The sequence below is a fragment of the Microbacterium sp. zg.Y1084 genome (assembly GCF_024623595.1).
Classification (GTDB): domain Bacteria; phylum Actinomycetota; class Actinomycetes; order Actinomycetales; family Microbacteriaceae; genus Microbacterium; species Microbacterium wangruii.
This window is the reverse complement of the sequence record NZ_JANJGV010000003.1, coordinates 559,647-582,931: the sequence shown is the minus strand read 5'-3', so window position 1 is coordinate 582,931 and position 23,285 is coordinate 559,647. Positions and strand designations below refer to the sequence as shown.

General features: G+C 71.2%; 23 protein-coding genes and 1 pseudogene. 12 read left to right on the top strand and 12 right to left on the bottom strand.

The annotated features are described in order from the left end of the window. Complete coding sequence (gene rlmB / locus NQ165_RS07360; RefSeq protein WP_257525797.1) at positions 1 to 987, bottom strand: 23S rRNA (guanosine(2251)-2'-O)-methyltransferase RlmB; 987 nt, start codon at positions 985 to 987, stop codon at positions 1 to 3. Next, a pseudogene (gene cysS / locus NQ165_RS07355) lies at positions 980 to 2,396 on the bottom strand (cysteine--tRNA ligase). The gene rlmB and the pseudogene cysS overlap by 8 nt, the downstream one beginning before the upstream one ends. Positions 2,397 to 2,476: 80 nt before the next feature. Between cysS and NQ165_RS07350 the strand changes: the two are divergent. Both NQ165_RS07350 and NQ165_RS07345 read left to right on the top strand, forming a co-directional pair. Then, positions 2,477 to 3,430, top strand: a complete 954-nt coding sequence (locus NQ165_RS07350) for a DMT family transporter (protein WP_257525799.1) — start codon at positions 2,477 to 2,479, stop codon at positions 3,428 to 3,430. Positions 3,431 to 3,440: 10 nt separating this feature from the next. Continuing rightward, positions 3,441 to 3,908, top strand: coding sequence for a GNAT family N-acetyltransferase (locus NQ165_RS07345; RefSeq protein ID WP_257532253.1), 468 nt, complete (start codon positions 3,441 to 3,443; stop codon positions 3,906 to 3,908). Between the two features lie 27 nt (positions 3,909 to 3,935). On the opposite strand, the gene ispD is transcribed toward NQ165_RS07345, so the two are convergent. Together ispD and NQ165_RS07335 are read right to left on the bottom strand one after the other, a co-directional pair. Beyond that, entirely contained in the window at positions 3,936 to 5,135 is a 1,200-nt protein-coding gene (ispD, locus tag NQ165_RS07340) for a 2-C-methyl-D-erythritol 4-phosphate cytidylyltransferase (protein WP_257525801.1), read from the bottom strand. A gap of 26 nt (positions 5,136 to 5,161) precedes the next feature. Then, complete coding sequence (locus NQ165_RS07335; RefSeq protein WP_191717359.1) at positions 5,162 to 5,644, bottom strand: CarD family transcriptional regulator; 483 nt, start codon at positions 5,642 to 5,644, stop codon at positions 5,162 to 5,164. Between the two features lie 119 nt (positions 5,645 to 5,763). On the opposite strand from NQ165_RS07335, the gene NQ165_RS07330 reads away from it, so the two are divergent. Beyond that, complete coding sequence (locus tag NQ165_RS07330; protein WP_257525802.1) at positions 5,764 to 6,276, top strand: DNA modification methylase; 513 nt, start codon at positions 5,764 to 5,766, stop codon at positions 6,274 to 6,276. Positions 6,277 to 6,348: 72 nt separating this feature from the next. Here NQ165_RS07330 and NQ165_RS07325 read toward each other — a convergent pair whose 3' ends face one another. Both NQ165_RS07325 and NQ165_RS07320 read right to left on the bottom strand, forming a co-directional pair. After that, positions 6,349 to 7,032 carry a response regulator transcription factor gene (locus tag NQ165_RS07325; protein WP_257525803.1) on the bottom strand — a complete coding sequence of 228 codons (684 nt, stop codon included), beginning with the start codon at positions 7,030 to 7,032 and terminating at the stop codon, positions 6,349 to 6,351. Next, the gene (locus NQ165_RS07320; protein ID WP_257525804.1) at positions 7,029 to 8,240 is read right to left on the bottom strand and encodes a cell wall metabolism sensor histidine kinase WalK; all 1,212 of its coding nucleotides are present in this window, start codon (positions 8,238 to 8,240) and stop codon (positions 7,029 to 7,031) included. The genes NQ165_RS07325 and NQ165_RS07320 overlap by 4 nt, the downstream gene beginning before the upstream one ends. 188 nt (positions 8,241 to 8,428) lie before the next feature. Between NQ165_RS07320 and phoU the strand changes: the two genes are divergently transcribed. Further along, positions 8,429 to 9,115: a phosphate signaling complex protein PhoU gene (phoU, locus tag NQ165_RS07315; RefSeq protein WP_257525805.1), complete on the top strand. Its 687-nt coding sequence runs from the start codon at positions 8,429 to 8,431 to the stop codon at positions 9,113 to 9,115. A 63-nt stretch (positions 9,116 to 9,178) separates the two neighbouring features. On the opposite strand, the gene NQ165_RS07310 is transcribed toward phoU, so the two are convergent. Beyond that, the gene (locus tag NQ165_RS07310; RefSeq protein ID WP_257525806.1) at positions 9,179 to 9,928 is read right to left on the bottom strand and encodes a phosphoglyceromutase; all 750 of its coding nucleotides are present in this window, start codon (positions 9,926 to 9,928) and stop codon (positions 9,179 to 9,181) included. Between the two features lie 52 nt (positions 9,929 to 9,980). Between NQ165_RS07310 and NQ165_RS07305 the strand changes: the two genes are divergently transcribed. Next, on the top strand, positions 9,981 to 10,796 hold the full coding sequence (locus NQ165_RS07305) for a trans-aconitate 2-methyltransferase (RefSeq protein ID WP_257532251.1): 816 nt from the start codon (positions 9,981 to 9,983) through the stop codon (positions 10,794 to 10,796). Between the two features lie 16 nt (positions 10,797 to 10,812). On the opposite strand, the gene NQ165_RS07300 is transcribed toward NQ165_RS07305, so the two are convergent. The 3 genes from NQ165_RS07300 to NQ165_RS07290 form a co-directional block, all read right to left on the bottom strand. After that, positions 10,813 to 11,850, bottom strand: coding sequence for a folate-binding protein YgfZ (locus NQ165_RS07300; protein WP_257532404.1), 1,038 nt, complete (start codon positions 11,848 to 11,850; stop codon positions 10,813 to 10,815). 107 nt (positions 11,851 to 11,957) lie between these two features. Beyond that, positions 11,958 to 12,557, bottom strand: a complete 600-nt coding sequence (locus NQ165_RS07295; protein WP_257532249.1) for an FABP family protein — start codon at positions 12,555 to 12,557, stop codon at positions 11,958 to 11,960. A 134-nt stretch (positions 12,558 to 12,691) separates the two neighbouring features. After that, positions 12,692 to 12,982 carry a hypothetical protein gene (locus tag NQ165_RS07290; protein ID WP_257525810.1) on the bottom strand — a complete coding sequence of 97 codons (291 nt, stop codon included), beginning with the start codon at positions 12,980 to 12,982 and terminating at the stop codon, positions 12,692 to 12,694. Positions 12,983 to 13,097: 115 nt separating this feature from the next. Between NQ165_RS07290 and NQ165_RS07285 the strand changes: the two genes are divergently transcribed. From NQ165_RS07285 to pstB, 7 genes are all read left to right on the top strand, one after another. Then, positions 13,098 to 13,796, top strand: coding sequence for a response regulator transcription factor (locus NQ165_RS07285; protein ID WP_257525811.1), 699 nt, complete (start codon positions 13,098 to 13,100; stop codon positions 13,794 to 13,796). Between the two features lie 53 nt (positions 13,797 to 13,849). Continuing rightward, complete coding sequence (locus NQ165_RS07280; RefSeq protein ID WP_257525812.1) at positions 13,850 to 16,018, top strand: RNA degradosome polyphosphate kinase; 2,169 nt, start codon at positions 13,850 to 13,852, stop codon at positions 16,016 to 16,018. Beyond that, positions 16,015 to 16,959 (top strand): NUDIX hydrolase, encoded by a 945-nt coding sequence (locus NQ165_RS07275; RefSeq protein ID WP_257532247.1) that lies wholly within the window; start codon positions 16,015 to 16,017, stop codon positions 16,957 to 16,959. The genes NQ165_RS07280 and NQ165_RS07275 overlap by 4 nt, the downstream gene beginning before the upstream one ends. 138 nt (positions 16,960 to 17,097) lie before the next feature. Beyond that, positions 17,098 to 18,204 (top strand): phosphate ABC transporter substrate-binding protein PstS, encoded by a 1,107-nt coding sequence (gene pstS / locus NQ165_RS07270; protein WP_257532245.1) that lies wholly within the window; start codon positions 17,098 to 17,100, stop codon positions 18,202 to 18,204. Between the two features lie 124 nt (positions 18,205 to 18,328). Next, the gene (gene pstC / locus NQ165_RS07265) at positions 18,329 to 19,228 is read left to right on the top strand and encodes a phosphate ABC transporter permease subunit PstC (protein ID WP_257532244.1); all 900 of its coding nucleotides are present in this window, start codon (positions 18,329 to 18,331) and stop codon (positions 19,226 to 19,228) included. Then, complete coding sequence (gene pstA / locus NQ165_RS07260; RefSeq protein ID WP_257532242.1) at positions 19,228 to 20,337, top strand: phosphate ABC transporter permease PstA; 1,110 nt, start codon at positions 19,228 to 19,230, stop codon at positions 20,335 to 20,337. Before pstC ends, pstA begins: the two co-directional genes overlap by 1 nt. 38 nt (positions 20,338 to 20,375) lie before the next feature. Then, the gene (gene pstB / locus NQ165_RS07255; protein ID WP_257525819.1) at positions 20,376 to 21,155 is read left to right on the top strand and encodes a phosphate ABC transporter ATP-binding protein PstB; all 780 of its coding nucleotides are present in this window, start codon (positions 20,376 to 20,378) and stop codon (positions 21,153 to 21,155) included. Positions 21,156 to 21,384: 229 nt separating this feature from the next. Here pstB and NQ165_RS07250 read toward each other — a convergent pair whose 3' ends face one another. Together NQ165_RS07250 and NQ165_RS07245 are read right to left on the bottom strand one after the other, a co-directional pair. Further along, complete coding sequence (locus NQ165_RS07250) at positions 21,385 to 22,269, bottom strand: aminodeoxychorismate lyase (protein WP_257525820.1); 885 nt, start codon at positions 22,267 to 22,269, stop codon at positions 21,385 to 21,387. 321 nt (positions 22,270 to 22,590) lie between these two features. Continuing rightward, positions 22,591 to 23,232 carry a DNA-directed RNA polymerase subunit beta gene (locus tag NQ165_RS07245; protein WP_257525821.1) on the bottom strand — a complete coding sequence of 214 codons (642 nt, stop codon included), beginning with the start codon at positions 23,230 to 23,232 and terminating at the stop codon, positions 22,591 to 22,593. Positions 23,233 to 23,285 lie beyond the last annotated feature (53 nt).

Here is a 23,285-nt window from a genome sequence, read left to right as displayed (position 1 = left end):
TCAGACCTCCGTGGAGCGCATCGTCGACACCTGGTACAGCGCGACGGATGCCGCGATGCCGGCGTTCAGCGACTCCGTCGCCGCCGAGATCGGGATGGACACGATCTGGTCGCACGTCTCGGTGACCAGACGCGACAGGCCCTTGCCCTCCGAGCCGACGACGATCACCACGGGCCGATCGGCGAGCTGGAGCTCGGGCAGCGACACGTCGCCCCCGCCATCCAGACCCAGCACGAACACGCCCTGCTTCTTGAACTCCTTGAGCGTCGTGGTGAGGTTCGGCGCAATGGCCACGGGGATGCGGGCGGCCGCTCCGGCGCTGGTCTTCCAGGCGGCGGCGTTGACGCTCGCGCTGCGACGCTGCGGGAGGATCACGCCGTGCCCGCCGAACGCTGCCGTGGAGCGGATGATGGCACCCAGGTTGCGGGGGTCGGTCACGCCGTCGAGGGCGACCAGCAGCGGCACCTGGTCGCGGTCGATGATCTGCTCCAGCAGATCCTGCGGGTGGGCGTACTCGTACGGCGGCACCTTGATCGCGACGCCCTGGTGCACACCGTCGAAGCCGGCCATGCGGTCGAGCTCCGGGCGGGTCACCTCGAGCACCGGGATGCCGCGGTGGGTCGCGATCGACAGCATCTCCTTGACACGGTCGTCCATCTCCACGCGCTGCGCGATGTAGAACGCGGTGGCGGGGATCTTCGCCCGCAGCGCCTCGAGCACGGAGTTGCGGCCGGTGACGATCTCGGTGTCGTCGTCCTTCTTCGCGCGGCGCTGCGGCGCGGGCTTCTGCCCGGGCGCGCCCTTGCCGCCGGCGGCGGCGTAGCGCTCGGCCGCAGCCTTGCGCTTGCCGGCCGGGTGCCAGGCGCGCTCCTCCGCCTTCGGTGTCGGACCGCGCCCCTCGAGGGACCGCTTGTTCTTGCCGCCGGTGCCCTTGGTCGGGCCCTTCTTGCTGCTCTTGCTTGCGCCGGGGCGCCCTGGCTTAGCCATTGTTCAGACTCCAATGTGTTCCGTCCGGAGTGTCCTCCAGAGTGATGCCGGCGGCCGCGATCGCATCTCTGATGCGGTCGGCCGCCGGCCAGTCCTTGTCGATGCGCGCCTGCGCGCGCTGGGATCGTCTGCACGAGCGCGTCGAGCGCGGATGCCGCAGCTCCCCCATCGCCGGTGCGCCACTGCGGGTCCTCGGGGTTCAGGCCCAGCAGGCCGGTCATCCGGCCCACCTGCACGGCCGCGCGCGCCGCGGCATCCCGGTCGTCGCCGTCCAGAGCGGCGTTACCCGCCCGGACGGTCTCGTGCACGACGGCGAGGGCCTGCGGCACGCCGAGGTCGTCGTCCATCGCGGCAGCGAAGGCGGCGGGCAGGTCGGCGACGGTGAGCCAGCTGCCCGCGCCCAGCACCCGCGCCGCACGCACCTGGAAGGTGCGGATGCGATCGAGCGCCGCCGCAGCCTCGTCGAACGACGCCGCCGTGATGTCGAGGTTCGAGCGGTAGTGCGCCGCCGCGAGCGCGTACCGCACGACCAGCGGGTCGTACTGCGCGAGCACCTCGTCGGCGAGCAGGAAGTTGCCGAGCGACTTCGACATCTTCTGGTCGCCGACGGTGACCAGTCCGTTGTGCACCCAGTACGCCGCGAACGCGTCGCCGGCGGCGGTGGACTGGGCGAGCTCGTTCTCGTGGTGCGGGAAGCGCAGGTCGAGCCCGCCGCCGTGGATGTCGAACGACGGCCCGAGGTAGCGCCGCGACATGGCGGAGCACTCGATGTGCCAGCCGGGGCGGCCACGGCCCCACGGCGACTCCCACACGGCATCCGCCGGTTCGTCGGCCTTCGCGCCCTTCCACAGCGCGAAGTCGCGGGGGTCGCGCTTGCCGCGCGGGTCGGCGTCGGCGGCCGGCTCCATGGCGTCGAGCGACTGGCGCGTCAGCTCGCCGTACGACGGCCAGGAGCGCACATCGAAGTACACGTCGCCCTCGCCCGCGGGGTAGGCGTGACCGGCGTCGATGAGCCGGTCGATGAGCTCGAGCATCTGCGGGATCGACGCGGTGGCCCGGGGCTCGTAGGTCGGCGGCAGGATGCCGATGGTCGTGTAGGCGCGCGAGAACGCCTGCTCCATGCGGTAGGCCAGCGCCCACCAGGGCTCGTCGGCGGTCGCGTTGGCGAGCACCTTGTCGTCGATGTCGGTGACGTTGCGCACGAAGGTGACGCGTCCGAACCGGTGGGCGAGCCAGCGGCGCAGGATGTCGAAGCTCAGCGCGCCGCGCAGGTGGCCGATGTGCGGCCCCGACTGCACGGTCGGACCGCAGACGTAGACGGTGACGTTGCGGGGGTCGGCGGGGACGAAGTCGCGCAGCTGCTGCGCCTTCGTGTCATAGAGCTTCACGCCCGTACCGCCGGTGTTCACTGCACCAGCCTACCGGCGGCGGCGCCCGGTTCCTGGGCGCGCGTCACGAGCCGGACACACGGGTCCGCTACAACGGAAGCATGTTCCCCGTGCTCGCCGTCCTCGCCGCCGCGGTGCTGTTCGGCACGACGGGCACCGCGCAGGCGCTCGGTCCGGCCGACAGCACGCCCTGGGCGGTCGGCGCGGTGCGCCTGACCCTCGGCGGCGCGGCGCTGGCTGCCCTGGCGTTCACCCTGGGGGCGCGTCAGCGACGTCGGGCCGCTGCGGCGTCCGGCGCCGCCCCCGCTCCCCGGCCGGTGCTCGACCGTCGCGCCGTGCTGCTGATGGCGACCACCGGCACGTGCCTGGCGCTGTACCAGCCGCTGTTCTTCCTGGGTGCCGAGCGCAACGGCGTGGCCGTCGGCACGGTGATCGCGCTGGGATCGGCGCCGGTCATCGCCGGCCTGGTGGAGTGGGCGCTGACCCGGCGCGTCCCTTCGCGCACGTGGCTGACGGCGACGACGCTCGCGACGGCGGGCGTGGTGCTGCTGGGCGTGGGAGGCACGACGGCCGCGGGCGGCGGCGGCGGCAGCGACCCGCTGGGCCTGCTGGCCTCGCTCGCAGCGGGCACCGCGTTCGCCGTGCAGGCCAACGTGCAGCGGCGGCTGATGGATGCCGGCTGGGATCCCTTCACCATCGGCGGCGCGATGGGGCTCGGCGGGGCGGCGTGGGGCGTCGTGATGCTGTTCTTCGCCGACCTGGCGTGGCTGGCCTCGCCCGACGGCATCGCGATGACGCTGTGGCTCGGCCTCGCAACCGTCGGCATCGCCTACACGCTGTTCACCGTGGGGCTGCTGCGGCTGACGGCCGCGACGGCGGCGACCCTCACTCTCGCCGAGCCGCTCACGGCGACGCTGCTCGGCATCGGCGTGCTCGGCGAACGACTCAGCGTCGCGGCGCTGATCGGGCTGGCCGTGCTCGTGGCGGGTCTCGTGCTGCTCGCCGCCGGCTCCCGCACACCCCGGGATCCCGCTCCCTACGCACTGGAAGGCTGAGGAGGCCGCCATGACCCTGCAGATCATCGTCGACGACCTCACCGGCACGGCGACGTGCGCGCTCATCGCCGCGCACCTCGACGCCATGCATGCGCAGTGTCCCGCTGAGAGCGTTCACGCGCTGGGCGTCGCGCAGCTGCGGCATCCGCTCATCACGGTGTGGTCGGCCTGGGACGGGGACGACATCGCCGGGGTCGGCGCCCTCCTGCAGCGGGATGCCGCGCACGGCGAGGTGAAGTCGATGCGCGTGGCGCCGGACCACCTGCGCCGCGGCGTCGGCCGCGCCCTGCTGCGCCACATCACGGCCGAGGCGACGGGCAGGGGCCTGGAGCGGCTGCAGCTGGAGACCGGCTCCGGGCCGGAGTTCACGGCCGCGCGCACGCTCTACCTCAGCGAGGGGTTCACGCCCTGCGGACCGTTCGCCGACTACACCGACGACCCGCTGTCGATGTTCTTCGTCCGCGAGCTCAGCGGCTGACGGCGCCGACGGCGCGATCGCCGGCGGTCAGGCGGGGACGATCATCGCTACGGCGAACGCCGCCACGCCCTCACCGGTGCCGGTGAAACCCAGTCCGTCGGTCGTGGTGGCCGACACCGACACCGCCGCCCCGCCGAGGGCCGCGGACAGCACCTGCTCGGCCTCGACGCGGCGGTCGGCGAACCGGGGACGTCTGGCCTGCACCTGCACCGAGACGTTGCCCACCGCCCAGCCCGCCTCACCCAGCAGCGCGCGCGTGCGGGCGAGGAACGCATCGGCGTGGGCGCCGGCGTACTCGGGCCGGTCGGTGCCGAAGTGCGTGCCGATATCGCCCAGACCGGCAGCGGCCAGCAGCGCATCGACGATGGCGTGGGCGACGGCATCCCCGTCGGAGTGTCCCGACAGCGGCTGCTCCCCCGGCCATTCCAGTCCGGCCAGCCACAGCGTGCCGGTGCCGCCGACGGCGTGCACGTCGGTGCCCACGCCCACCCGCGGTGCGCGGGGCGCCGCGTCGATCGGCGCGGCGGCGGGAGGCACGGGCGCGACGAGCGCGCGGGCACGCTCGAGGTCGGCCGGCGTGGTGATCTTGAAGCTTCGTTCCGATCCGGCGACCGTGGCGACGTCATGACCGGCGGATGCCACGAGCGCGGCGTCGTCGGTGAACTCCTCCGCCGCCGCGCGGTACGCGGCATCGATCACGTCGCGGCGGAACCCCTGCGGGGTCTGCGCGGCGGCCAGCTCGGCACGGTCCACCGCGGCGGCGATGCGTTCGCCCTCCACCCGCTTCAGAGTGTCGACCACCGGCAGCACGGGGATCGCGCCCGCGGCCCCCGCGTCGACCGCCGCGATGACGCGCTCGAACACCTCGGGCGGAGTGAGCGCGCGTGCGGCGTCGTGCACGAGCACGACCTGCACGTCGGGCCACACCGCGTGCAGTCCGGCGGCGACCGAGGCCTGCCGCGTCTGCCCGCCGACCACGACCTGCACGAGGTCACGGCGGTCGCCGGCGGCCTCCAGCGCGTCGGTGAGGGCGTCGCCCTCACGCCCCGACGGGGCGACCACGATCACCTGCGCCTCGGGCGCGACGAACACCCCCTGCAGGCAGTGGCGCAGGATCGTATGACGATCGAGCCCCACGAAGGCCTTGGGTGCGTCCGCTCCCAGACGGGTGCCGGATCCGGCGGCGACGACGATCACCGCGATGCGCGGCACAGGCGTGATGTTCACGCCTCGAACCTACCCGGACGGGCGAGTCAGCTGGCGAGCACCTCGTCGAGGACGACGCCTGCGCGCTCCTCGTCGGTCTTCTCAGCCAGCGCCAGCTCGGAGATGAGGATCTGACGCGCCTTGGCGAGCATGCGCTTCTCACCGGCCGACAGGCCGCGGTCCTGATCGCGGCGCCACAGGTCGCGGACGACCTCGCTGACCTTGATCACGTCGCCCGAAGCGAGCTTCTCGAGGTTGGCCTTGTACCGGCGCGACCAGTTGGTCGGCTCCTCGGTGAACGGCGCGCGCAGCACCTCGAACACGCGGTCGAGACCTTCCTGACCGATCACATCGCGAACGCCCACGAGATCGACGTTGTCCGCCGGGACCTCGATGATGAGGTCTCCCTGAGTGACGTTGAGTTTGAGATACTTCTTGGTCTCGCCCTTGATGACCCGTTCTTTGACCTCGATGATCGTAGCGGCCCCGTGGTGCGGGTAGACAACCGTTTCGCCAACCTCAAAAAGCATGCAGCAATGTCCTTTCGGCAACCTTAAGGATACCACAGCGGTCATAGGGTAAGGTTTGCCGGCTCGGGCCGGGGGCGGTGGTCCCGGCAGTTCGGGGCCTTCCGCGTAGAATGCTCAGAATGCTGTCTGCTTCTCCGGGAGGAACCGTGAAATCGCGCCTGCTCGCGTCGCTCGCTCTGGGTGCCGCCGTCGTCGTGGGGGCGACCGGTTGCAACATGATCGCCCCTCAGGCGACCACCATCTCCTACTCCCCCTCTGACGGGGTGAACATTCCGCCGTCGGGCCCCGTCGAGGTGCGCAACGCGATGGTCATCGCCAACGAGGACGGCACGCTGGGCAACTTCATCGGCGCGCTGGTGAACACCTCGCTCGAGGCGCAGGAGATCACCATCGCCATCGAGAACGGCGAGGCGGAGACCTTCGTCCTCCCCGCCGGTGAGGCCGTGAGCCTCGGCGTGGACGTGGACCCCATCCTCTTCACCGACCTGGGCGTGCCCGCGGGCGCGACCGTGCCGATGGCCTTCCAGTCCGGCGACGCCACCGGCGCTCTGGTGGACGTGCCCGTGCTCGACGGCGCACTGCCCTACTACTCCGAGTTCGTGCCCGTCGAGGACGAGTTCATCCTCGACTGACGCACTCCCCGAGACACGCCGAAGCCCGGCCGAGGATCGTCCCTCGGCCGGGCTTCGGCGTGTGCGGCGCGTTCAGCCTTCGAAGCGGTAGCCGAGGCCGCGTACCGTCACCAGCATGACCGGCTCGCTCGGGTTCTCCTCGATGCGGGAGCGGATGCGCTTGATGTGCACGTCGAGGGTCTTCGTGTCGCCGAAATAGTCGCTGCCCCACACGCGGTCGATGAGCTGCCCGCGGGTGAGCACGCGCCCGGCGTTGCGCATCAGCAGCTCGAGCAGCTCGAACTCCTTCAGCGGCATGTTGATCTCGGTGCCGTCGACCGCCACGGCGTGCCGATCGATGTCGAGGGTCACCCGGCCACCGGTGAGCACGCGCTCCTCGAGGTCGTCCCCCGCGGGCGCGCTGCGACGCAGCACCGCGCGCATGCGGGCGAGCAGCTGGCGGGATGAATAGGGCTTGGTGACGTAGTCGTCCGCCCCGAGCTCGAGCCCCACGACGATGTCGACCTCGGAGTCCTTCGCGGTCAGCATGATGATCGGCACCGATGACGTCATCCGGATCTGGCGGCACACCTCGGTGCCCTGCATCCCCGGCAGCATGAGGTCGAGCAGGATGATGTCGGCGCCGGCCGAATCGAACATCCGCAGCGCCGTGGGGCCGTCCTCGGCGATCTGCACCTCGAACCCCTCCCGGCGCAGCAGGTAGGCCAGCGGGTCTGCGAGATCGGGCTCGTCCTCGACGATCAGCACGCGGGTCATCGGGGGTCTCCGTTCGAGAGGGCGGTGGCGGGGCGTCCGCTCTGGGTGCGGGCCTTCTTCTTGCGCGGCTGCCCCTCGGCGGCGGGAGTGGCGGCCAGCGGCAGCCGCACGGTGAACGTCGATCCGCGCCCCGGCTGGGACCACAGCCGCACCTCGCCGCCGTGGCGCTGCACGGCGTGCTTCACGATCGCCAGCCCCAGCCCCGTGCCGCCGGTGCTGCGTGACCGCGCCTGGTCGGCACGGTAGAACCGCTCGAACACGCGCTGCTGCTCCCCCTCGGGAATGCCGATGCCACGGTCGGTGACGGCGATCTCCACCACGTCGCCGACGCGCTTGACCCCCACCCCCACCCGCGACCCCGACGGGGAGTAGGCGATGGCGTTCGAGACCAGGTTGCCGACCGCCTCGCTGAGGATCTGCATGTCGCCGCGCACGTGCAGCCCGCGGTCGCCGCCGCGCACGACCTCGACCGCCGCGGCATCCGCCTGCGTCAGGTGCGCCTCGATGGCGGCCGCGACGATCTGGTCGACGGAGAGGTCGCGCACCTCGCTCAGCTCGTCGGCGGCCTGCAGGCGCGACAGGCTCATGATGCGACCGGTCAGCTGGCCGAGCCGCGCCGCCTCGGCATGCAGTCTGCCGGCGAAGGAGCGCACCTGGGCGGGGTCGTCGGCGGCGGACTCGATCGCCTCCGACAGCAACATGACCGCGCCCACAGGGGTCTTCAGCTCATGGCTGGTGTTGGTGACGAAGTCGCGGCGCATCTCCTCGACCCGCTCGCGCTCGGTGATGTCGCGCACCACCAGCAGCACCAGGCGCGGCGTGACGGCGCTCGCGCGGGCGGTGACCAGACGGGTGGGGGCGAGGGTGGTGGTGCGTCCCAGCCGCAGCGTGTCGGTCGCGGGCCGGCCGTTCGTGCGCGCCGTGCGCGCCAGCGTGCGCAGCTCGACGCTCGGGAGCACCTCTCCCTCGTGCATGCCGAACAGCTCCGCCGCCGACGACGACGCCACCACGGTCGACGACGCATCGACGACGACGGCCGCATCGTCCATGCCGCCGAGCACCGCGTGCAGGCCGTCGGGCAGGTGCGAGGAATCCGCGGCGAGGGCACGGTCGCGGGCGCGCAGTGCGAGGGTGATCAGCAGCGCCACGGAGACGCCGACGAACATCCCGACCAGCAAGGACAGCAGCGCCAGCTGCAGCGAATCCATGTGTCCAGCGTAGACGGGGCGCAGCCGCGCACATGCTCGGAATCCGGCCGCCACGGCGCCCCGCGGGATACTATTCACTCCGGCGGCACCGTTCGTTAACCTTCGCCGACGAGAATCGCCAAGCTCGCGAACGCACGCCCCGCCGCGAGGTCGAAGCGGTGCTGTGCCCGCGGAAGGAAGGTACCCCCATGCGCGAAGTGTTCCACCAGTCCCTCGAAGACGTGCAGGGGCGGCTCGTCGAGATCGCCGAGCTCGTCACGATCGCCATCGACAAGGCCACCCGTGCCTTCGGCACCAGCGACGTCGCTCTGGCCGAAGAGGTCATCGAAGCCGACCAGGTCATCGATGACAAGGCCATCGAGCTCGACGAGCTCGCCATCCAGATCCTCGCCCGCCAGCAGCCGGTGGCCCGCGACCTGCGCATCGTGGTCGCCGCGCTGCGCGTGTCGGCGTCGCTCGAGCGCATGGGCGACATCGCCGAGCACATCGCCCAGCTCACCCGCATGCGTTTCCCCGAGCGCGCCATCCCCCGCGGACTGAAGAACACGTTCACCAAGATGGGTGAGCTCGACGTCGAGGTCGCGCGCCTGCTCACCGAGCTGCTGCGCACCGAGGACCTGGCTCTGACGGAGAAGATCCGCGTCGCCGAGGACAAGCTCGACGACCTGCACATCTCGGTGTTCGAGAAGGTGCTCAGCGACAACTGGCAGGGTGAGGCCGCAGCGACCGTGGATGCCACGCTCGCCAGCCGCTACCACGAGCGCTTCGCCGACCACGCCGAGTCGGTGGCGAAGAAGGTGCTCTACCTCGCGACCGGCGACTGGACCGCCGACCCCGAGATGCTGGGCCTCCTGCGCACGCAGCCGAACAGCTGATCCCGCAACGACACGAGGGGTGGATGCCACATGGCATCCACCCCTCGTCGTTGCTGCTGTCGGTTACTTCTTGCCCTGTGCGGCCACGGCGGCGGCGCCGGCGGCGGCGGCCTCGGGGTCGAGGTACTCACCCGGGCCGACCGGCGTCATGTCGGCGTTGAGGCGGTACACCAGCGGGATGCCGGTGGGGATGTTCAGCTGCGCGATGTCGTCGTCGCTGATGCCCTCGAGGTGCTTCACCAGGCCGCGCAGCGAGTTGCCGTGGGCGGTCACCAGCACCGTCTTGCCCTGCTGCAGGTCGGGGATGATGTCGCTGTGCCAGTACGGCAGCATGCGGTCGATCACGAGCTTGAGCGACTCGGTCGCGGGGACCTCGCCGTCGATGCCGACGTAGCGCGGGTCGCCGGCCTGGCTGAACTCGTCATCGGCGGGCAGGGGCGGCGGCGGCACGTCGAACGAGCGGCGCCACAGCATGAACTGCTCCTGGCCGAACTCGGCGAGCGTCTGCGCCTTGTCCTTGCCCTGCAGCGCGCCGTAGTGGCGCTCGTTGAGGCGCCAGGAGCGCTTCACCGGAATCCAGAGGCGGTCGGCGGCGTCGAGGGCGATGTTCGCGGTCTGAATGGCGCGGCTGAGCACGGAGGTGTGCAGCACGTCGGGAAGCAGGTTCGCCTCGGCCATCAGCCGACCGCCGCGCTCGGCCTCGGCCTTGCCCTGGTCGGTCAGGCGGACATCGACCCACCCGGTGAAGAGATTCAACTCGTTCCACTCGCTCTGCCCGTGGCGGAGGAGGATCAGCGTGTGCGGCTCGGTCATGCTCCGATCCTACTCGGCGGGCTCCCACCCCACTCCTGGCATCATGGTTCGTATGGCGACCTCCCCGGTCGGGCAGATCACCCGCGGCACGACCAACACCAATCGGCTGCGCCGCGTCGACCGCTGGATCGCCCGGCATCGCGCGCTGCGCACCGCCCCCGTCGACCCGCTCGTGGTCGACCTGGGCTACGGCGCGAGCGGCGTGACCGCCCTCGAGCTGCACGCCCGCCTCGCCCGCCTGCGCCCCGACGTGACGGTGCTCGGCCTCGAGATCGACCCGGCCCGCGTGGCCCGCGCGACCGCGCAGCTGGCCGACGTGCGCGAGGGGCGCACCGATTTCTCGCCGGACGCCCGCGTCTCTTTCGCCCGCGGCGGCTTCGAGCTGCCCGCCCCGCGCCGGCCGACCGTGGTGCGGGCGTTCAACGTGCTGCGGCAGTACGGCGAGTCCGACGTCCCGGCGGCATGGGACCGCATGGCGAGCAGGCTCGCCCCCGGCGGCATCCTCGTCGAGGGCACGTGCGACGAGATCGGCCGCGTCTCGGCGTGGGTCGAGGTGGGGGCGGATGCCGCGCCCCGCTCGCTCACGGTGTCGCTGCACCTGGCCTCGCTGCAGCAGCCGTCGATCGCGGCGGAGCGACTGCCGAAGGCCCTCATCCACCGCAACGTCCCCGGTGAGGGCGTGCACGCCCTGCTGAGCGAGCTCGACGCGCGGTGGCACCAGGCCGCGGTCGTGTCGCCGTTCGGCGCCGTGCACCGCTGGCGCACGACGATGGCGGCGATGACGGATGCCGGCTGGTCGCTCGGCCCCTCGGCACGCTGGCGCCTGGGCGAGCTCACCGTGCCGTGGGCCGCGGTCGCCCCGCGCTGACGGTCGCTCGGCTCCCTCAGCGCCGACGCGACAGGCGCGGCAGACGCGGGATGGCGGCGGTGGCTCCGGCATCCGGCGGCACGATCGTCTCCTGCGCGGCGGCGACCGCCCCTTCATCGGTGTCGACGGTGAGGGCGGCGTCCAGCGGAACCGACCGCTTGAGGAACGCCAAGGCGATGGGCCCCTCCTCGAAGTGGCGCGCGACCGAGGTCACTTCACCGACCGCGTCGCCGTCGCGGCGTACGACCGCACCCGGCACCGGCAGCAGCGCGTCGCTGCCGTCGAGCTGCAGCGCCACGAGGCGTCGCGGCGGGTGGCCGAGGTTGTGCACCTTGGCGACGGTCTCCTGACCGCGGTAGCAGCCCTTGTCGAGGTGCACCGCCGTGCGCAGCCAGTCGGCCTCGTGCGGCAGAGTGCGCTCCCCGCCCTCGGCGGAGGCGCGCGGGCGCCAGGCGGCGATGCGCAGCGCATCGGCGGCGAGTGTGCCGGCCAGCGACAGCGAGCCGTCGCGGGCAGCGGTGGCGAGCCGGTCGAGGCTGGCGCGCGGCACGATCGCCTCGCTCCAGTCGCGGTCGAAGCCGGGGTGCGGGTCGGCGGGGGCGTAGCCCCAGCCGCCGACGGCGACGGCGGGCCACGGGTCCGTCCACACCGCGGTGGCCTCGGGGACCTCGCGTGCGATGGCCTCGGCGGTTCCGCCGACCACGGCGACCTCGTCCGAGGCGTCGCGCGGCGCGACCCGCAGGCGGAAGCGCATGCGGGTGAGCCAGGTCAGCAGCGACTCCGCTCCGGTGCGGTCGACGATCAGCCACGTCGTCTCACCGTCATCGACGACGGCCGCGGCGTGCTCGACATGCCCCCGAGGGTCGAGGATCAGCAGCTCGGTGCTCGCGCCGGCGGCCAGGCCCTTCAGCGCCTGCGACGACAGCGAGTCCAGCCACGACAGGCGGTCCTCGCCGGTGACGGCGAGCACGGTGCGGTCGCCGAGCGGGGCGACGGCGGTGCCGGTGGCGAGGGCGCGCTGCTCGGCCGACGGGGCGCCGAGGTGCAGCAGCATCCCGTCGTCGACGACCGCGGCGGGCACGGCGGCGAAGGGGTCGGCGGCGGACGTGGTGGTCGCCGTGGCGTCGGTCGTGCCGGAGTCGATCGGGGTGCGGTCGGTCATCACTGCACCCGCGCCAGTCGCGCCGACGCGTGCGAGGCGAGCGGTGCCCCGAGGGCGGCGATGTCCCAGGCCCACAGCAGGTGGTTGTCGACGAGACCGTACATGCGGGTCGCGGCGGCGTACGGCTTGGCGGATGCGGAGCGCATCACGGCATCCGTCGCGATGTCGATGCGCGGCCCCCGCACCTGACCCACGTAGATCTCGCTGACCCCGTCGGAGTGCACGAGCGCGACCTCGATCTCGAAGCCGCCCTCGGCGGTGCGCAGCGCCTCGACGTCGTCGGCGGTGCGGTTCACCGGCTCGGCGACGGCGGGGAGCAGTCCCGGACCGGCGTCGACATCGGTGGCGGCACGGGCCAGCCGCCAGAATCCGGTCTCGGCGACGAGTGCGGTCTGCGGATCGGCCAGCATGTGCGCGTGCCCGGTGTAGTTGAGGTAGTCGCCCCCGTCGTGACTGAAGCTCACGCGGTGCGCGAACTCGCCCTCGAAGCGGCGCCCCTCGCCGTCTTCGTAATCGATGACGCCGGTGCCCTCCCAGACCCCCAGCAGCCACGACAGCGGCACCAGGTCGGCGGGCAGATCGGTCGGCAGCTCGATCACGTCAGTGCCGTCAGCGCTGGCCGCGGTAGAGGTTCTTGACCACGACGGCGGAGATGAACGCGATGGAGAGTCCGGCCAGCCCCAGCAGGCCGATGAAGAACATCTCGAGGGCGAAAAGATCCATGACCCTCACTCTACGCCGGAACGAGGCTCGCCAGCCCGAACCCGAACCCGATGACACCCATCACCAGGAGCGACCCGAGGATGCTCGCCGCCATGCGCTCGGTGAACCGCTGCGAGCGTCCGGATGCCAGCTGCACGGCGAACGAGAGGACGAGGCATCCCCCCAGCGCCACCGTCACCCAGGGTGCCCGCCACTCCGCCGGGGCGAAGATCCCGATGGCCACCGCGGCGAGGGCCGCGACGACCCACACGGCGATGATGCCGCCGAACGTGCGCCGGGGTGCGAGCTCGGGAATGGTCATGTCTCTATTGTGACGCACTGTCGCAACAACGGCGGGAGCGGTGCCAAGACCGCTCCGCGTGCGCTCTAGGATGGGGGGCACGACGCGGCCCGCCGCGCTCGGGGAGGATCCTCACGTGGCCCAGCTTCTCGTTCTGAGCTCCGCGCCAGGCGGCGTTCCGGTACTGCCCGCGCTCGAACTGCTGAGCCATCGTGTGCGACAGATCCCGGCCGAACCCGCCCAGCTCGTCAACGCTCCCAGCGCCGACGTGATCTTCATCGATGCGCGCACCGACCTGGTGGGCGCGAAGTCGCTGTGCAAGATCCTCACGACCACCGGCCTCGACGCGCCGCTGGTGCTGGTCGTCACCGAGGGCGGCCTTACCGCGGTCTCGACCGACTGGGGCATCGACGACGTCATCCTCGTCAACGCGGGCCCCGCCGAGGTCGACGCCCGCGTGCGACTGGCCGTCGGCCGCCAGTCGGCGGAGCAGACGTCCACCCGCATCCAGACCTCCGGCATCACGATCGACGAGTCGTCGTATTCGGCGAAGGTGCACGGCAAGCCGCTCGACCTCACCTACAAGGAGTTCCAGCTGCTGCACTTCTTCGCCACGCACCCCTCTCGGGTGTTCACGCGAGAGCAGCTGTTGAGCGAGGTCTGGGGCTACGACTACTTCGGCGGCACGCGCACGGTCGACGTGCACGTGCGACGCCTGCGCGCCAAGCTCGGCGACCTCGAGCAGCTCATCGGCACCGTGCGCAACGTGGGCTACCGCTTCAACGTGTACGAGGACGACCAGGTGCCCGCACCGCGCGAGCGCTCGCAGGCCTGACCCGCCGCGGCATCCGCTCTCCCCTGCTGCGTCAGCCCTGCAATGATGGGCAGATGATCCACACCGAGGCACTCGACACCGGTCTGGGCGACGCCGACGACGACGACTTCGACCAGGTCGTCGAGACGCACGACGCGCAACTGCCCGAGAACCGCTACCAGGACCGCGAGATCAGCTGGCTCGCGTTCAACCGGCGGGTCCTCGAGCTCGCGGAGGATCCGTCGCTGCCCGTGCTGGAGCGCGCCAACTTCCTCGCGATCTTCGCCAGCAACCTCGACGAGTTCTTCATGGTGCGCGTCGCCGGCCTCAAACGCCGCATCATCACCGGCCTCGCCGTGCCGACCAACGTCGGCCGCGCCCCGCAGGACGTGCTCGCCGACATCTCCGCCGAGGCCCATGCGCTGCAGCTGCGGCACGCCGACGCGTGGACGACGCTGGTGCGCCCCGCCCTCGCCGACGCCGGCATCGACATCGTGTCGTGGCACGAGCTCAGCGACGGGGAGCGCACGCAGCTCTACGACTATTTCCAGGGACAGGTGTTCCCCGTTCTCATGCCGCTGGCGGTGGACCCGGCCCACCCCTTCCCCTACATCTCGGGGCTGTCGCTGAACCTGGCCATCCGCATCCGCAACGCCCGCACCGGGCGCCAGGAGTTCGCGCGACTGAAGGTGCCGCCGATGCTGCCGCGGTTCGTGCAGGTGCGCGCCGACGGGCGCACCGTGCGCTATCTGCCCTTGGAAGACCTCATCGCGCACAATCTCAAGGACCTCTTCCCCGGAATGGAGATCCTCGACCACCACGCCTTCCGCCTCACCCGCAACGAAGACGTCGTGATCGAAGAGGACGAGACGGAGAACCTCATCCAGGCGCTCGAGGCCGAGCTGCTGCGCCGCCGTTTCGGGCCGCCGATCCGACTCGAGGTCGGCGACGACATGGACGACCTCACCCTCGACCTGCTGATCAACGAGCTCGACATCACGCAGCAGGAGGTCTACCGCCTCCCCGGCCCGCTCGATCTGCGCGGATTGTTCGACCTCGCCCGCATCGACCGGCCCGACCTGCACTTCCCGCCGCACGTGCCGGTGACTGCGCTGCCGTTCCAGCCGGCCGAGCAGAACGGCCGTGCCGACCTGTTCGCCGCCATCCGCAAGGGCGACGTGCTGGTGCACCATCCGTACGAGTCGTTCACCACGAGCGTGCAGGCGTTCCTCGAGCAGGCCGCGAAAGACCCGCACGTCCTCGCGATCAAGCAGACGCTGTACCGCACGTCGGGGGACAGTCCCATCGTGAAGGCGCTCATCGACGCCGCCGAGGCCGGCAAGCAGGTGCTCGTGCTGGTCGAGGTTAAGGCCCGTTTCGACGAGGCCGCCAACATCGTCTGGGCGCGCAAGCTCGAGAAGGCCGGCGTGCACGTGGTCTACGGCCTCGTGGGGCTCAAGACCCACTGCAAGCTGCTGCACGTCATCCGCGAGGAAGACGGGTCGCTGCGCAGCTACAGCCACATCGGCACCGGCAACTACAACCCCAAGACCAGCCGCCTGTACGAGGATTTCGGGCTCTTCACCACCGACGAGCAGGTCGGGCGCGACCTCACACGTCTGTTCAACGAGCTGTCGGGCTACGCGATCGAGAAGAAGTTCAAGCGGCTGCTGGTCGCGCCGCTGCACCTGCGCAAGGGGCTGCTGCGACTGATCGACGCGGAGCGCCGCAACGCCCTCGACGGCAAGCCGGCGTCGGTGCGCATCAAGGTCAACTCGATGGTCGACGAGCAGATCATCGATGCGCTGTACCGCGCCAGCCAGGCGGGGGTGAAGGTCGACGTCTGGGTGCGCGGCATCTGCTCGCTCAAGGTCGGGCTCGACGGGGTCAGCGACAACATCACGGTGCGCAGCATCCTCGGCCGCTACCTCGAGCACTCCCGCATCTTCGCGTTCGAAGCCGGCGGCGAGCCGCAGGTGTACATCGGCAGCGCCGACATGATGCACCGCAACCTCGACCGCCGGGTCGAGGCGCTCGTGCGCGTCACGGAGCCGGCACACGCGAAGGAGCTCATCTCGCTCTTCGACGTCGCGATGAGCGACCGCACCAGTTCGTGGCATCTGAGGGCCGACGGCGAGTGGGTGCGCCACCATCTCGATGCCGAGGGGCGGCCGCTGGCCGACCTGCAGGACAAGACGATGGCGTTGGTGCAGCGCCGCCGGCGCGTGCGGGCGGTGCGATGACCGACACCGCGGTCTACGCCGCCGGAGGTGTCGTGTGGCGTGTCGTCGACGGCAAGCTGCGCGTCCTGCTGATCCACCGCACGCGGTACCGCGACGTCACCCTGCCCAAGGGCAAGGTCGATCCCGGCGAGGCGCTTGCCGAGACGGCGGTGCGCGAGATCCACGAGGAGACCGGCATCCGGGTGTCCCTCGGCGTCGCGCTGGGCGTGTCCCGCTACGTGCTGCCCAGCAAGAAGCAGAAGATCGTGCACTACTGGTCGGCGCAGGCGACCGAACCGGCGATCCGCGCGTCGGAGTTCGTGCCGAACAAGGAGATCGCGGCACTGGAGTGGGTGAGCGTCAAGAAGGCACGGTCGATGCTGAGCTACCCGGTCGACATCGAGATCCTCGACGGGTTCGCGCGGCTGGTCGACGACGGCGTGCTCGAGACGTTTCCGCTCATCGTGCTGCGCCACGCCAAGGCTGTGGCGCGGGAGGACTGGCACAAGGCCGACGCCAAGCGCCCGCTGTCGCCCAAGGGCGCGCGGCAGGCGGCGGCGCTGGTGGGGCCGCTGTCGGCGTTCGGAGTGCGTCGCATCGTGACGAGCCCGGCGGAGCGGTGCGTCGCGACGATCACACCCCTGGCGGCAGCCCTCGACCGGCGCATCGAGCGCACCGCCCTGATCAGCCAGGATGCCTGGGAGGAGGGCCGTTCCGACGCGCGGGCCGTGGTGGGAGAGCGGGTGCGGGCGCGCAAACCGACGGTGCTGTGCAGCCACGGGCCGGTGCTGCCGGACATCCTCACCGAGATCGCGCTGGCCACCGGCACGATGCGCGGGTCGTACCTCGGCAGTGCGTCGGCCCTGGAGGTCGCGGCGTTCTCGGTCGTGCACCTGTCGGCGACGAATCCGGGGTCGGGGATCGTGGCGATCGAGACGCACTCCCCCAAGCTGCCGCGCTGAGTGGGGAGCGGGCACCCGCTCGCGGTCGGGAGCCGTTCACCTTTCGTTCACCCGGGAAGCGCACTCTCGTAAGAGTTGCTCTCTACCGTCGGGGCGGGCCCTGCACCGGGCGCCCACTCCGAACCCGAAGGACACACAGTGAAGCTCTCCCGTTTCGCCCAGTTCGGCGCCGTCACCGCCGTCGCCGCACTGACCCTCACCGCTTGCGCCGTCAACGAGCAGACCCCTGCCGCCAGCGGCGAGGACGCCACGCTCTCGGGCACCATCGCCGGCGCCGGCGCCTCCTCGCAGGAGGTCGCGGTCCAGGCCTGGACCGCCGGCTTCCAGACCGCCAACCCCGACGTCGAGGTCACCTACGACGCCTCGGGCTCCGGCGCGGGCCGCGAGTCGTTCCAGGCCGGCGCCGTCGCCTTCGCCGGCTCGGACCGCCCCTTCAAGACCGACGAGTTCACCGGCTCCTTCGACGGCTGCGTCGACGGCAGCGGCATCATCGAACTGCCCACCTACATCTCCCCCATCGCGGTCATCTTCAACCTCGAGGGCGTCGACACGCTCAACCTGGATGCCGCCACGCTCGCCGGCCTGTTCTCCGGCGCGATCGAGAACTGGAACGACCCGGCGATCGCCGCCCTGAACCCCGGCGTCACGCTCCCCGACCTGCGGGTGACGGTCGTGCACCGCGCCGATGACTCCGGCACCACCGAGAACTTCACCGACTACCTCTTCCAGGCCGCCCCCGACACGTGGACGTGGGAGCCCGACGGCGTGTGGCCGTCGACCCCCGGCACCAACGAGGCCGCCCAGGGCACCTCCGGTGTCGTGTCGGCCATCTCCGGCGGCAACGGCACCATCGGCTACGCCGACGCCTCCCGGGCCGCCGAGGAGGGGCTGTCGACGGTCGCCATCAAGGTGGGCGACGAGTTCGTGGAGTACTCCCCCGAGGCCGCGGCGGCCGTCGTCGACGCGTCGCCGTTCGAGGAGGGCCGCGCCGACGGCGACCTCGCCATCGCACTGGACCGCACCACCGACGCCGCCGGCGTCTACCCGATCGTGCTGATCAGCTACATGATCGCCTGCCAGGACTACGTCGACCCCGCCCTCGCCCCGGTCGTCAAGGGCTACCTCGAGTACGTCGCGAGCCCCGAGGGCCAGGATGCCGCGGCCGCCGCCGCCGGCAACGCCCCCATCTCCGACTCGCTGCGCGAGAAGGTCAACGCCGCGATCGACCTGATCGTCACCGAGTGACACCGGCTGCCCGGCCCGACTCCGGTCGGGCCGGGCAGCACCGCGTTCCCCATACCCGAGAACAGGAACGACCACCACCCCCGCCGCGGTCGCGAAGACCCGCACCGGCCGTCCCCCGCAGCGCGTGGGCGATCGCTGGTTCTCGGGAACCGCGCTGTTCGCCGGAACAATGATCCTCGCGACCCTCGCCGCGGTCGCGATCTTCCTCATCGTCCAGTCCCTCCCCGGTCTGACGGCGACGAGCGAGACCGCGTCGCTGCTGAAGTCCGACTTCTGGGACTACGTCTGGCCGCTCGCGTTCGGCACCGTGTGGGCCTCGTTCCTGGCGCTGCTGATGGCCGTTCCGCTGTCGGTGTCGGTGGCGCTGTTCATCTCGCACTACGCCCCTCGCCGGCTGTCGCAGGCGCTCGGCTACGTGGTCGACCTGCTCGCGGCGGTGCCGTCGGTGGTCTTCGGCCTGTGGGGCATCCTCGTCCTCGCCCCCGCCGTGCAGCCGGTCTACAGCTGGCTGGTGGTCAACGCGGGGTGGTTCCCGCTCTTCGCCGGCCCCGTCTCGCAGACGGGCCGCACCATCTTCACGGCGGCGATCGTGCTGGCGGTCATGGTCGTCCCGATCATCACGGCGATCTGCCGCGAGATCTTCCTGCAGACGCCGCGTCTGCACGAAGAGGCCGCGCTCGCCCTCGGCGCCACCCGCTGGGAGATGATCCGCATGGCGGTGTTCCCCTTCGGCCGCTCCGGCATCGTCTCGGCATCCATGCTGGGTCTCGGCCGCGCGCTGGGCGAGACCATGGCCGTCGCCATGGTGCTCTCGGCCACCGGCGTCGTCACGCTCCGACTGTTCACGCCGTCCAACCCGAGCACGATCCCCGCCAACATCGCCCTGACCTTCCCCGAGGCCTACGGCACCAACATCAACGTGCTGATCGCGACAGGCCTGATCCTGTTCGTGGTCACGTTCGCCGTCAACGCGGTGGCGCGCTGGGTCGTCAGCCGCCGCAAGGAATTCTCGGGAGCGAACTGATGACCGTGACCACCGCTCCCCCCGCCCCGTCGGCGCGCCCCGTATCGGCCGGCGCCCCGCTGCGCCTGACCAGTGGACGCCTGCCCCGCTGGGCGCCGTGGGCGATCCTGGTCGGTGCCGCCGCCCTCATGGCGCTGCTGTTCGGCGTGATCGCGCTCGCCGGCGGCTCCCCGTTCAACGTCGCCGGGTGGGCCATCGTCTCGGCGCTGGTCTACCTGGCGCTCATCACCACGATCTCCTCGCTCATCGAGGGCCGCCGCAAGGGCATGGACCGGTTCGTCACCGGTGTCGTGACCGCCGCGTTCCTCATCGCGATGGTGCCGCTGATCTCGGTGGCCATCACGGTCATCACCAACGGCATCGCGGGTCTGTCGGCGGAGTTCTTCACCCACTCGATGCGCAACGTCGTCGGCGAAGGCGGCGGCGCCCTGCACGCCATCATGGGCACGCTGCAGATCACGCTGGCCGCTGCGGTCATCTCGATCCCGATCGGCCTGTTCACCGCGATCTACCTCATCGAGTACGGCGGCGGGCGGCGCCTCGCCCGCGGCATCACGTTCCTCGTCGACGTCATGACCGGCATCCCCTCGATCGTGGCGGGCCTGTTCGCCTTCGCGCTGTTCGCGCTGTTCTTCGGCCCCGGCATCCGCATGGGCATCATGGGCGCCGTCGCACTGTCGGTGCTGATGATCCCCGTGGTCGTGCGCTCGACCGAGGAGATGCTGCGACTCGTGCCGAACGAGCTGCGCGAGGCGTCGTACGCCCTGGGCGTGCCGAAGTGGCTCACGATCGTCAAGGTCGTGCTGCCGACGTCGCTGGCGGGCATCACCACCGGCATCATGCTGTCGATCTCGCGCGTCATCGGCGAGACGGCTCCGCTGCTGATCACCGCCGGCATGGCGACGTCGATGAACTACAACCTCTTCGACGGCCGCATGGCGTCGCTGCCGGTCTTCGTCTACACCCAGTACATGAACCAGGGCATCCCCGGCTGGGCATATGTCGACCGCGCCTGGGCGGGTGCGCTGGTGCTCATCGTCATCGTCATGGCGCTGAACCTCTTCGCGCGCCTCATCGCGCGGATCTTCGCCCCCAAGATGGGCCGCTGACGCGGCCTCCCCGAACGCTCCCACCCGAAGGAAACCAGTTGTCCAAGAGCATCGAAGTCAGCGATCTGAACGTCTACTACGGCGACTTCCTCGCCGTCGAGGGCGTCTCCCTCGAGATCGAGCCACGCAGCGTGACGGCCTTCATCGGCCCGTCGGGCTGCGGCAAGTCCACGTTCCTGCGCACGCTCAACCGCATGCACGAGGTCATCCCGGGCGCGCGCGTCGAGGGCAAGGTGCTGCTGGACGGCGACGACCTCTACGGGCCGAGCGTCGACCCGGTGCTGGTGCGCCGCCAGGTGGGCATGGTGTTCCAGCGGCCCAACCCGTTCCCCACGATGTCGATCAAGGAGAACGTGCTGGCGGGGGTCAAGCTCAACAACAAGCGCATCTCCAAGTCCGACGCCGACGACCTGGTGGAGCGGTCGCTGCGCGGCGCGAACCTGTGGAACGAGGTCAAAGACCGCCTCGACAAGCCCGGTTCGGGCCTGTCGGGCGGCCAGCAGCAGCGTCTGTGCATCGCGCGTGCGATCGCCGTGTCGCCGCAGGTGATCCTCATGGACGAGCCCTGCTCGGCCCTCGACCCGATCTCGACCTACGCGATCGAGGAGCTCATCGCCGAGCTGAAGAACGACTACACGGTGGTCATCGTCACGCACAACATGCAGCAGGCATCGCGCGTGTCGGACAAGACCGCGTTCTTCAACATCGCCGGCACCGGCAAGCCGGGCAAGCTCATCGAGTACGACGACACGAACACCATCTTCACGACGCCCGCCGTCAAGGCCACCGAGGACTACGTCTCCGGCCGCTTCGGGTGAGCGCGGCCGGAGGCGGCGTGGCTGTCGTCTCCGTGACCTCCGCTGCCGTGGCTCCGCCGCCGCCGTGGCCTCCGCCGCCGCCGTGGCCTCCGCCGCCGGGAGCTCCCGCCGCCGCCGTGAGACCTCATCTGAGGGCCGAGACAGCGGGTGATTACCGACGTCTCATCCGTCCGATGAGGTCTCAGCGCCCGCTCGGCGGGCCGGCGCGCGGCGCGGGGCGGAGCGGCGCTCAGTCCCGAGGGCTCAGCAGGTACTCGTTGACGGATGCCGTGAACTCGGCATCCGTCGGCAGCGCCGCCCCGTCGACCGCGGTGATCGGCGCGGCGAGCCGCACGCTCGAGACGAGCCAGGCGGCATCCGCCGTCGACAGGTCGGCCACCGGCACCGTCTCGTAGGCGGTGGCGAATCCCTGCTGCTCGAGGTGGGCGAACAGGCTCAGCTGCGTGGTGCCGTGCAGGATGCCGCCGTTCGGCGCGGGCGTGACGAACGTGTCGCCGCGGCGCAGGATCAGCGACGCCGTGGGGGCTTCGAGCACGAACCCGTCGGACGTGGTGAAGATCGCGTCGTCGGCGCCGCGACGCTTGGCCTCGCGGATGGCGGCCATGTTCACCGCGTACGACAGCGTCTTCGCGCCCAGCAGCAGCCAGGGCGCGCGGGCCGGCACGTCGAGGGCGTAGCCGCGGTCGAGGGTGACCACGCGGATGCCGTCGCGCCGTACCGCGGTGAAATCGGACGCCGTGGCCACCGTGACCCACGCCGTCGGGGCGGGGCCGTGCTCGACGCCGCGGCTGAGGATGAGCTTGATGACCGACTCCCCCGGCCCGCTGGCGGCGGCGGCCATCTCGACGGCCTGGCGCCATTGGCCCAGGTGCGGCGCGGGGAGGTCGCAGATGCGTGCGGAGTGGGCGAGCCGCTCGAGGTGCGCGGTGACCTCCTGGGCATGTCCGTCGACGACGCCGATCGATTCGAAGATGCCGTCGCCGCGCTGCGTGCTCAGCTCGCCGACACTCAGTGCGGGCGCTGCGGGATCGATGACGGCGAACGTGTCGGCGAAGTCGGCGTCGGCGGAATCCGCAGCGACGGGGTCGATCGTGAGGGCGAAGATCCAGGCCATGACGCGAGCCTAGGCCGCGCGGGGCGCCAGGGTACGCAGACCTGGCATCCGGTGCAATCCGCCCGATTCGGGAATGCCCGGCGGCGGGCCTCCGTTACACTGGAGCAGCCGGGCCGCAGTAACCCCGGGCTCCATCTTCTGCCGCTGCGAGCGGCCTCGCGCCGAGAGGCGTTCTGCGGCCCGGCACTTTCATGCCCCGGCGGCGGCGTCCGATCCGCGAGACTCCGTGAGACGAATTCTGGCGGACGAGACGACGGGCATTACCCACGGTCTCGTCCGCCAGAATTCGTCTCAGCGACCCGGGGGGAGCCGCCCCGCGGCCTACGTCAGTGTGTCGCGGCGCCAGAGGGCGGCGCACGACGCCAGGTCGCCGGCATAGGTCGACAGCCGCAGGGCGCGGGTGGTCAGCGCGCTCGCCCGGTCGGACTCGGTCGTCTCGTAATCGTCGGCGAGGTGCGTCGCGCCCGTCGCCTCCACACGGCAGAATGCCGCCGCGCGCTCCAGCGCCACCGCGAAGTCGCCGGTGAAGAGCCCGCGCATGATGGTGTCGACCAGGGTCACGAGCTCCTCCGGGCCGGCGGGCGTGGGCGCCCCGGCCACCACGGGGTCGACGGTGGCGGTGGCGACCCGCCCCCGGTCGTACAGCAGCGCCGCGGTCTGAGGGTCGTCGTGGATCATCAGCTGCAGCAGGTACAGCCGCCACAGCGCGCCCGGCAGCGACCGGGCGGGAGCCTGCGACCACAGCTCGGCGATGTCGTGGATGCCGTGACGATCGGTGAACCCCACCAGGCGCTCCACCACCTCGTCGTCCTGCTCCGCGCGCACGCGGGTGAGCAGCGCCTGTGCGGTGGCGTGCGCGACGCGCGACACCTCGGCCGGATCCTGGGCGGCGAAGAACCGGTCGAACGTGTCGGAGGGCCGCCGGACGGGCTTGTGGAACGGGTTGCCGGCGTCGTCGGTCATCAATCCAGGCTACCCGCGGCTCCCCGTGAGGGCGCCGCGACCACCGCGCCGGA